Here is a 9975-nt window from a genome sequence, read left to right as displayed (position 1 = left end):
GTGCGGGGCTCCTGCGATTTCTAGCTGAATGTCCAACTGCCCATAACGAGATGTTTTGGACTACGGAGTGCAGAATAGACCAATAAACAGAACAGTGTCCAAATCAATTCAGATTACTCTCGCTGTTTTCGTTCATGGCTGCAGGGATCCAATGGGCAGGCTGCGCCTGGGCAAACACCTGCACTTCAGTGCTCATTTTGCGCAGTTGGCGGGCTAACTTGATTGCCTTGTCGCGGGGAAGGGGTGGGCTCACCACCGCCGGCAGACAGCCCAATAGGGGTTTCAGGGCCGTTTTGGGCAGGCGTGCGTAGAACGATAAAGCCGAGAGGATCTCCTCTTCAAAATAGGGGTTGCGATACTCTAGGAGGCGCACCTGATACAGCTCTGGGGGAAGAGGCCGTCCTTGGGTTAAGCGAATCAGGGATTCCACCGTTCCCATCACATAGAGTTGATCGCCTTCTTTCAACGGGGTCTTGCCCTCTTTTTGCCAGATCTTGGGAAAAACACAGGGTTTCTCCGGTCGGGAGCGATGCAGCAAGATCACCAGGTCATAGTCCTGGGCCAGTTGGCGCAAGGATAGCCCCAGGTAGTGGCAATCGGCCGAGACCTCCAGCAGCGTCACCAGCAGAGTTTCCCCCTGCCAAGCCAGGGTGCCGTAGACGGATCCCACCAGTGCTGCTGTGGCAAAAGCCCGTGCCCCCAACCCGGTAGCGCTGTAGCTGATCCCCAGGGTCTGCATGTGGCGCTGCATGCGAGCCGCCAATTCGGGATCGGTAACCCGCAAAATGGTGCGGATCCCCGGCTGCAGGCTGTGGGCCGTCAGGGCCGTCTCCAGGTTGGTGAGATCGTCAGGGGTGGTGCAGATCAGGCAGCGGCTGCCTTGAATGCGAGCCTGCTGCAGCGTGCTTGCCAGGGCATAATCCCCACGAACCACCACCGCTCCCTCCCGTTCCGCTGCCTCCAAGAGAGGGTTCTCGCTATTGGGATCCACCACCACCACCTCGTAGCCCATCTGCCGCAACAACTGCAGCACCAAATAGCTCAGCCGCCCCAACCCTGCGATCACCACATGATCCTCTTTGGGCATACGGGCAGCCCGACCCAAGCCAAAGCGACTGCTCACCAATTTGTCGGTCACCAAGCCGTAAATCAACCCCACCAGGGCAGCCCCCACCAAGGTCATCATCACCGCCAGCACCTTCACCCCCAGCGGTGTTTCCGGCTGTTGAAAAGCCTCAATATCCCCGTAGCCCCCTGTCAGCACCACGATCGTCAGCAAAAGCCCCTCGATGAGGGGTTTGCCGATCATCCTGAAGTTGATCACCCCCAGCACCAGCATGGCCCCCAAGGTGAAGGTGAGGGTGCGCACGATGGGCTTGACCTGTAGGAGTCCCTGCACTCCTCTGCGCAGCCAAGACCCAAGGGATCCCCGCCCCAACGACCTGCCTTGCCGTTGTTGTCGCTTGTCCTGCATCTGGCCGCTGGCCCAGCGCTGTGCCCGTGAGGAGCCCCGTCGCCCGTTGCGTTCCAACAGTTGCAGGTAGGCTCTGGGATCGCAAATGACCAAAACGCGATCCCCCTCCAGCAGCTCTGCCTCGTGGTCAAAGTCGTCGAAAACTCGCTGTTTGGAAAAGTTAGAAAGCCCATCCACCGGGTAATGAAACAGCACCCGCGCCCCAAAAGTTTCCTCCAGCTCCGAGAGGGGCATATGCAGCAGGCGGGAGTTGTATCCGATGGTCAGCTCTACCACGTTCCAGAGGGTGGTCTCTCGGTCTGAGACAAAGTAAGCCGGATCTGCCAGCTCTGGCGGAAGCGTGGCCGGCTGGGCTTCCAGCTGGGGCAGCTCAAAGTAGCCAACAAATTCGTCGGAAACAGCCTTAAGGGCAAAAGCCGGGGCAGCCAAAGCCGCCACCGATAGGGAAAAATGCTGCGGCAAAGCCGAGTCGAGATAGCGGGCAAGGCTGTGGTTGAACAGACGGGAGACGACACGCACCTGTGGATTGAGATCTCGAATCAGCAAAGCCAGCTCGAAATTGGCTTGGTCGCTGTCCTCCAGGAGCAGCGCCACCCTAATCTGCTCGATCCCAGCCCGCTGCAACACCCCCGGCTGGCGGGGATCCGCCTGTAGGTATTGCCACTGCTCTTCCAAATGAGGGGGCAGATCGGGAGCAACTACTACAGCGCGATGTCCAAAAGCTTCTAGGGCTTGGAGAGTGAGCTCCACCAAATCGTTGTAGCCGCAGACCAGGATAGAGACACCTGGATCCCTGCTATTCTCTTGCACCTGTGCATGAGGCGATCTCGAAAGGGAGCTCACCATAGCTCTGTCATCTACCCTGCTCCCTTTATACCCGAAGCCTCTTCAGCTTTCGCGAGTGCTGTCAATACCGCTGACCGCAAAGCCCTGGGTAGAGACCCGTTGCTCAACAAGACCGGCTGCGTTGCTGGCCATCTCGAGTGCTGTCGAGAACAGGGGGAAGTTGGCCAGTTCCATCCCAAAGGGTGAGAGATGAGAAAAACTTCTAAGAGCTTGACCCGGTACTTGAGATCCTCTATCATTGCCCCAAGGCGAGGTTCTTGAATAAAAGTCTCAATAAAGCTGGCCTAAGATGAGGGTCAACAGAGTGAGATTTGCGGGAACCGCCTTTGTCCTTTGGGCGTAGCTTTCAGGTTTTTTCTCAGAGAGAGGCATGGCCAGCTTGGCCGGTGGAGCTGTGTCTCTTGAGATGTTTTTGAACTTAGGAGTTGGGTATGCGCTTATCGCGACGGCAATTTGTCAGTGGAGCCACGCTAGGTTCTGCGGCTCTGGCAGCAGGGTCTCTTCTGCGTCCGGCCCATGGCGCCAATCGGGAAGTGAACCTCTACACCTCGCGGCACTACGGTACAGACGAGAAATTGTACGAACTTTTCCAGCAGAAAACGGGCATTACCGTGAATTGGGTGCAGGGCAACGCCGATGAGATCGTCCAGCGCATCCGCAGCGAGGGATCCAACAGCCCCGCCGACATCTTCATGACGGTGGATGTTGCCCGGTTGTGGCGCGCTCAGAACGAGGGCTGGTTTCAACCCATCCAGTCGGAGACGCTCTCCAAAAATATTCCCGAGTCTCTGCGGGATCCAGAGGGGTACTGGTTTGGCCTCACCAAGCGGGCGCGGGTGATCATGTACAACAAAGACAAGGTGGATCCCAAGGAGTTGTCCACCTATGAGGACTTGGCAAACCCCAAATGGCGGGGCAAGGTGCTCACCCGCTCCTCCAGCAACGTTTACAGCCAATCCTTGACGGCTTCGATCATCTTGGCCCACGGGATCCCGGAAACAGAGCAATGGGCACGGGGTTTAGTAGCCAATTTTGCTCGTCCGCCGGAAGGGGGAGACACGGATCAGATCAAGGCCGTGGCCGCCGGAGTGGGAGATGTGGCTCTGGCCAACACCTACTATTTGCCCCGTTTGATCAAATCCGACAATCCAGAAGAGCGCGCCGTAGCCGAGAAAATCGGCGTCTTCTTCCCCAACCAGCAGGATCGTGGCACCCACGTCAACATCAGCGGGGCCGGCATTCTGAAAACAGCTCCCAACAAAGACGCGGCCATCCAATTTTTGGAGTTTCTCTCCGGGCCAGAGGCGCAGGCCATTTTTGCCCAGAGCAACAATGAGTACCCGGTACTGCCCGGGGCTGAGATCGACTCGGTGGTGGCCAGCTTTGGCACCTTTAAGGAAGATACGATCAACGCCGCCAGCATTGGCCGCGTCACCCCTGATGCCCTAAAGGTAATGGATCGGGCCGGTTGGAAGTAGATCAGGCCTCCAGGACAGGCCCTGAGTGCAGCCTTTCATTGCTTGACGCCGTGAACGTTAAGCAGCTTGACGGTTCTTGGCCAAGCGTCGATACTCTAGGAGGGCGTTGCTTCCGTTCGAGGCCGCTCAGGCGTCCTGTCTTTCTTTTTCAAAAGCTTCTGGAGGTTTGCCAAATGAAACAACTGCGAACAGCAGGCTTGTTCTTGCTCCTGCTTTCTTTAACTTCTTTCTACACCAATAGCCCGGCAAAGGCAATTGAAAACCTTCCCGAAAAGGCTCCTGTTCCAAAGCGGGATCTGCTTTTGACCACAGAAAACGGCGTCAAAATCTACAATGGTGGGTTTGGCTCTGGCCTTGCCTTTGATGGCCAATATTTTTATGTGCTCACCGATCGCGGTCCCAATATTGATGGAGCTGAGTCAAACGACAAGATTTTCCCTAAGCCAGACTTTACCCCTCAAGTTGCCAGATTGTCTTTGGACGGCAAGGGCTTCAAGTTGGACAGGGTCATCCTGCTGCAAGACGAGACAGGCAAAAATCTCACCGGGATCCCCAATCCATCTGACTCGGGGGGAACGGGAGAGAATGCCTACGATCTCAGCGGCAAGCAGCTTGCGCCGGATCCCAAAGGTATCGATCCAGAGGGGATCGCGGTGGCCAAAGATGGAAGCTTTTGGGTTGCCGACGAATACGGACCTCACTTGATCCATTTTGATTCCAATGGCAAGGCCATCGAGTGGCTAAATCCTTTTGGAAGTGGAGTTGGCGGCAAAAAGCTTCCAGAAGTTTACAAAAATCGGCGCCCCAATCGCGGCATGGAGGGGCTAACTCTGACGCCCGATCAGAAATACTTGGTCGGCATCATGCAGTCTCCGCTTTTGAACCCCAACAAAGATGTTCAAAAGACCGCAACTGTTTGCAGGATACTCTTCTATGAACTGGCCACGGGCAAGTTCAAAGAATACCTCTATCCTTTAGAGGGAACTGGCACCGCTGTTAGCGAAATTGTCGCCATTACCGACACAACCTTCCTGGTTCTCGAACGGGATGGCAAAACGCCGGGAGAGGACAAAGAGGTTACGAAGAAGATCTACAAAATCGATACTGCCGCTGCCACGGATGTCTTTGATCCTGGTCCAAATGGCCTGCTGGTTAACGGCAAGACTCTGGAGCAGTTAACCCAAGAGGAAATCATTGCAGCGGGGATCAAGCCCGTTTCCAAAGAAGAAGTATTTGACATTATGTCGATCCCCAATTATCCCCACGACAAGCCCGAGGGGTTGGCCATTCTCAACTCAACTACCCTAGCGATAGTTAACGACGACGACTTTGGCATCGTCTCGGAAAAGGGCGCGGTTCAAGAAAAAACTATGCCTTACCTTGGTAACAAGCAAGACGAGAACATCGTTTATTTCGTTAAGCTGCCCAAGAGCTTGTTTTGAGAGAAAACTTGGTTGGGGATCCCTGGAGGATCCCCTTTTCTTCCCCAGGAGTTGCTCAAGAGGTAGCTCCCGCCTGTTGAGATGGACAAAGAGATGAGGTTGAAGTTGTTGAGCAAATCTCTGCCGGGAAGTGGCTTCTTTCCTCTGAACGGCTGGGCGCTTCTGACTCTGACCCTCAGCGGTCTCATTCTCGTTCCTGTCCTTACGGTGTTGCTCAGCCTTTTTGCGGACGAGCGGCAGGTTTGGGAGCACCTGGCCGATACGGTCTTGGGGCTTTATGTGCGCAATAGCCTGGTGATGATGGCTGGGGTGGCGGCGGGGGTCATCCTGGTGGGCAGTGGCACTGCCTGGCTGGTGACCATGTGTCAGTTTTGGGGGCGGGCCTGGCTGGAATGGATGCTGGTGTTGCCCTTGGCGGCCCCCACCTATGTGTTGGCCTACGCCTACACCGATTTTTTGCAGGTAACCGGCGGTTTCCAGATCTGGCTGCGGCGGATTACGGGTTGGGGGATCGGCGACTACTGGTTCCCCAACATTCGCTCGTTGTGGGGGGCGATCCTGCTGCTGATCCTCACCCTCTATCCCTATGTTTATCTCTCGGCCCGGCTGGCCTTTCAGGAGCAATCGGTGGCCTGCTTAGAGGTAAGCCGCTCCTTGGGCTACGGGCCTTGGGCCAGCTTTTTCAAGGTGGCTTTGCCGCTGGCCCGACCGGGGATCGTGGCCGGCTGTCTGCTGGCCTTGATGGAAACCCTCAACGATTTCGGCACCGTCAGCTATTTCGGGGTAGATACCTTTACAACCGGCATCTACCGCACCTGGACGGCCCTGGGCAATCCGGTGGCGGCGGCTCAGCTTTCGGCGCTGCTGTTGCTGCTGGTGTTGCTGCTGATAACGATGGAGCAGGTCTCCCGCCGGCGGGCGCGCTACTATCGCCAAGGGTTCAAACCCACCCCAACCCGTTACCGCCTACAAGGGATCCGGGCGGTGGGGGCTTGGCTAGCCTGTGGGATCCCAATTGGGCTGGGCTTCGTCGTGCCGGCCTTGATCCTGCTCCACATGACCCTGCGGCAGGGGGAGTTGGGTCGCCGCTTTTGGAGCTACGCCCAGAACAGCTTTTGGCTATCCACCATCACGGCTATCATTGCTGTTTCCGTGTCGGTGGTGGTGCTTTACGGGCTGCGCATGCAGGGGCTAGGACGGGCGGGATCCCCGTGGGGCCTGCGGCTGGCAGTGCAGTTGTCTTCTCTGGGCTATGCGCTGCCTGGGGTGGTGATTGCAGTGGGGGTTCTGATTCCCCTAGGGTGGTTGGATCAACTGCTGAGCTACCTGCGGCAGGTGGTGCTGCAACAGCCACCTGGCCTGGTGATCAGTGGCACCCTCACGGCTTTGGTGTTCGGCTACCTGGTGCGGTTTTTGGCCGTGGCTTTGGCCACCGTCGAGGCCACGCTGCTGCGCATTCCCCCCAGTTTGGATGAAGCGGCCCGCAGCCTGGGACAGGGATCCCTGGGCACCCTGTGGCAGGTGCATTTGCCCTTGATGAGGGGTGGCCTCTTGGGGGCTATGCTGCTGGTATTTGTGGATGTGATGAAGGAGCTGCCGGCCACGATGGTGCTGCGGCCCTTCAACTTCGACACCTTGGCGGTGCAAACCTACCGCTTGGCAGCCGATGAGCGTCTCGCGGAGGCAGGGGCACCGGCTTTGGCCATTGTCTTAGTGGGGATTTTGCCGGTGGTTCTGCTCAACTCCCAGATGGCGCGGCAACGCAACCTCGGCTCCTCAGGGGATCTCCTTTGAGAACCCTACAAGGCCTCCGCTCCGGCCACCACCTCCAGGATCTCCTGGGTAATAGCCGCCTGGCGAGCTTTGTTGTAGGCAAGACCCAGCGTGCGAATGAGCTCGCTGGCATTGTCGCTGGCGTTGTTCATGGCCGTCATGCGAGCTGCCAATTCGCTGGCCGCCGCCTCCTGCAAGGCCCGTAGCAACTGGTTGTTCAGGTACAGCGGCAGCAGTGCATCCAAAATCTGCACGGGATCCTGCTCAAAGATCATGTCCTGAGGTGGGGCCGAGACCGCTGCGATGACTTTGCTGCGCTCGACAGTAAACTCTCCGCCCCGCACCAAAAGACGAAAAATTTCATCGTCTTGAGTGGCCAACCGCGACGGATCGAGGGGCAACAGGGATTGCACCACCGGACGGGAGCTGATCAAAGAGACAAAGCGGGTATAGAGCAGCTCTACCTTGTCCACCTTCTCCGACAAGAAGGCCGAGAGGAGCTGATCCCCAATCTGGGCAGCCTCAGCCGCCGTGGGGATCTGCGACAAATTCACGTAGGTCTTGGCGATGGGAGCGGAGCGCCGCTGGAAATACTGCACCGCCTTGCGGCCCACCAGGTAAAGCTGCACCTGCTGCCCTGTCTCCTGCAGCTCGCGAACCCGCTCCTCGGTGCGCTTAATCACGTTGGCGTTGTAGGCTCCGCACAAGCCCCGATCCCCGGCCACCACCAACAGCCCCACCGTCTGGATGGGCCGCTGCTTCAGCAGAGGCAAGTTGACATCCTCCAGTCGCAGCCGCGTCTGCAGTCGATAGAAAACCTGGGCCAGCCGGTCGGCGAAGGGACGGGTGGCCATCACTTGCTCTTGGGCGCGCCGCACCCGAGCTGCTGCCACCAGCCGCATGGCCTCGGTAATTTTGCGGGTGTTTTTCACCGCCTTGATGCGATCGCGGATGCGCTTGAGGTTTGCCATAACCTACTCCCTCTATTTTGGTGGTCGACAGGGATCCGGGCCAGGAGAGATCCGCGTCACCCTAGGCCGCCTTGGCCACGAAGCTCTGCTTGAACTCTGTGATGGCCGTTTTCAAGATTTCTTCTGCCTCGTCGGTGAGTTGCTTGGTGGAGAGGACGATCTCGCCATACTTGGGATGGGTGGTGCCCAGGTAAGCCAAAAGGCCCTGTTTGAAGCTGGAGACCTTCTCCACCGGAATGTCATCCAAATAGCCTCGCGTCCCCGCATAGATAATGGCCACCTGCTGATCCAGAGACAGGGGAGAGTACTGTGGCTGCTTCAGCAACTCCTGCAGCCGTTGGCCGCGGGCCAGTTGCTTTTGGGTAGCCTCATCCAGGTCAGAGGCAAATTGGGCAAAGGCCTCCAGATCGCGGTATTGCGCCAGTTCCACCTTGATGGAGCCAGCCACCTTTTTCATCGCCTTGGTCTGAGCTGCCGAGCCGACGCGGCTGACGGAAATCCCGACGTTGATGGCCGGGCGGATGCCAGCGTTGAACAGATCCGATTCCAAGAAGATCTGCCCATCGGTGATGGAGATAACATTGGTGGGAATGTAGGCCGACACGTCATTGGCCTGGGTTTCCACGATCGGCAGTGCCGTCATGGATCCCTCTCCCAGTTGGCTGCTCAGCTTGGCGGCTCGCTCCAATAGCCGCGAGTGCAGGTAGAACACATCCCCAGGATAAGCTTCCCGACCGGGTGGACGGCGCAGCAGCAGCGACATTTGCCGATAAGCCACCGCCTGCTTGGAGAGGTCGTCATAGACCACCAGGGTGTGTTTGCCCTGGTACATGAAGTATTCAGCAATGGTGGCGCCACAGTAGGGGGCCAGCCACTGCAACGGGGCCGGGCTATCGGCGCCGGCAGCCACCACAATGCTGTAGTCCATAGCCCCTCGCTCGGTCAGGATGCCCACCACCTGGGCGATGGTGCTCTGCTTCTGACCAATGGCCACGTAAATGCAGATCACATCCTGCCCTTTTTGGTTCAGGATTGTGTCCACAGCAACGGTGGTCTTGCCGGTTTGGCGGTCGCCGATGATCAGTTCCCGCTGCCCCCGCCCGATGGGGATCAGGGCATCGATGGCGGTAATGCCGGTTTGCAGGGGCTCGTACACAGAGCGGCGATCGACAATGCCAGGTGCCGGAGATTCGATTAGGCGAGACTCCGTACACTGGATCGGGCCTTTGCCGTCGAGGGGGTTGCACAGGGGATCCACCACGCGGCCCAAGAGGGCTTCCCCCACCGGGATGCTGGCAATCTTGCCCGTGGATTTGACGGTGGATCCCTCTTGGATATTCCGCCCGGAGCCGATCAGCACGGCACCGATGTTGTCTTCTTCCAGGTTGAGGGCAATACCGGTGGTGCCATCCTCAAATTCCAGCAGCTCGCTGGCCATCACCTTATCCAAACCGTAGATGCGGGCAATGCCATCCCCCACCTGCAGAACTGTCCCCACATTGGAGACCTGCATCTCCTGGTTGTACTGCTCAATCTGCTGTTTGATGATGGTGCTGATCTCGTCTGGGCGAATGGTAGGCATAGCAGTCCTCTCAAGGTAACGGGAAGGGATCCTCAAAAAACAACTTAGGCCAACTGCAAGGCCAGCCGGCGCAACTGTCCACGCAAGCTGAGGTCGATCACCTGGGATCCAATCTTGATGACCACCCCTCCCAGCAGCTCCGGATCCTGAGTGGCTTGCAACTCCACACCGCTGGCCTGGGTGAAGTCCATCACCCGCTCGCGAATTGACTGCTGCTGAGCTTCCGTCAAGGGTATCGCCGTCGTCACCTCGGCCAGGACGATGTTCTGGAGCTTCCGCTGCAGATCCAAAAAGCGCCGGCAGACGGCCCCGAGAAACATGATACGGCGGCGGTCGGTCAACAACTTCAGCGCATTCAGCAGCAGAGGGTGGATCTGATCGGCAAATACTTGCTGCAGCAGGTTCTTTT

General features: G+C 57.9%; 8 protein-coding genes. 3 read left to right on the top strand and 5 right to left on the bottom strand.

What is annotated here, in order from left to right; all coding sequences use genetic code 11:
* Nucleotides 1-103: 103 nt before the first annotated feature.
* Both NW815_RS13240 and NW815_RS13235 read right to left on the bottom strand, forming a co-directional pair.
* Nucleotides 104-2284 carry an NAD-binding protein gene (locus NW815_RS13240; RefSeq protein ID WP_414390695.1) on the bottom strand — a complete coding sequence of 727 codons (2181 nt, stop codon included), beginning with the start codon at nt 2282-2284 and terminating at the stop codon, nt 104-106.
* Between the two features lie 78 nt (nt 2285-2362).
* A complete protein-coding gene (locus tag NW815_RS13235) occupies nt 2363-2494 on the bottom strand; it encodes a hypothetical protein (protein ID WP_414413640.1) in 132 nt (43 codons plus the stop codon).
* A gap of 251 nt (nt 2495-2745) precedes the next feature.
* On the opposite strand from NW815_RS13235, the gene NW815_RS13230 reads away from it, so the two are divergent.
* The 3 genes from NW815_RS13230 (at nt 2746) to NW815_RS13220 (ending at nt 7034) form a co-directional block, all read left to right on the top strand.
* A complete protein-coding gene (locus tag NW815_RS13230; protein ID WP_414390692.1) occupies nt 2746-3798 on the top strand; it encodes a Fe(3+) ABC transporter substrate-binding protein in 1053 nt (350 codons plus the stop codon).
* A gap of 173 nt (nt 3799-3971) precedes the next feature.
* A complete protein-coding gene (locus NW815_RS13225; protein WP_414390689.1) occupies nt 3972-5240 on the top strand; it encodes an esterase-like activity of phytase family protein in 1269 nt (422 codons plus the stop codon).
* Between the two features lie 93 nt (nt 5241-5333).
* Nucleotides 5334-7034 (top strand): ABC transporter permease, encoded by a 1701-nt coding sequence (locus tag NW815_RS13220; RefSeq protein WP_414416110.1) that lies wholly within the window; start codon nt 5334-5336, stop codon nt 7032-7034.
* Nucleotides 7035-7039: 5 nt separating this feature from the next.
* Here NW815_RS13220 and NW815_RS13215 read toward each other — a convergent pair whose 3' ends face one another.
* The 3 genes from NW815_RS13215 to atpH form a co-directional block, all read right to left on the bottom strand.
* Complete coding sequence (locus NW815_RS13215) at nt 7040-7984, bottom strand: F0F1 ATP synthase subunit gamma (RefSeq protein ID WP_414330493.1); 945 nt, start codon at nt 7982-7984, stop codon at nt 7040-7042.
* 61 nt (nt 7985-8045) lie between these two features.
* A complete protein-coding gene (atpA, locus tag NW815_RS13210) occupies nt 8046-9566 on the bottom strand; it encodes a F0F1 ATP synthase subunit alpha (protein ID WP_011434218.1) in 1521 nt (506 codons plus the stop codon).
* Nucleotides 9567-9610: 44 nt separating this feature from the next.
* A partial coding sequence (gene atpH / locus NW815_RS13205) for an ATP synthase F1 subunit delta (protein ID WP_414416109.1) occupies nt 9611-9975 on the bottom strand: 365 nt, incomplete at its 5' end.

The organism is Synechococcus sp. R6-7 (assembly GCF_047461695.1).
GTDB lineage: Bacteria > Cyanobacteriota > Cyanobacteriia > Thermostichales > Thermostichaceae > Thermostichus.
The sequence above is the reverse complement of the archived record's forward strand: the minus strand, read 5'-3'. Positions and strand labels throughout refer to the sequence as shown.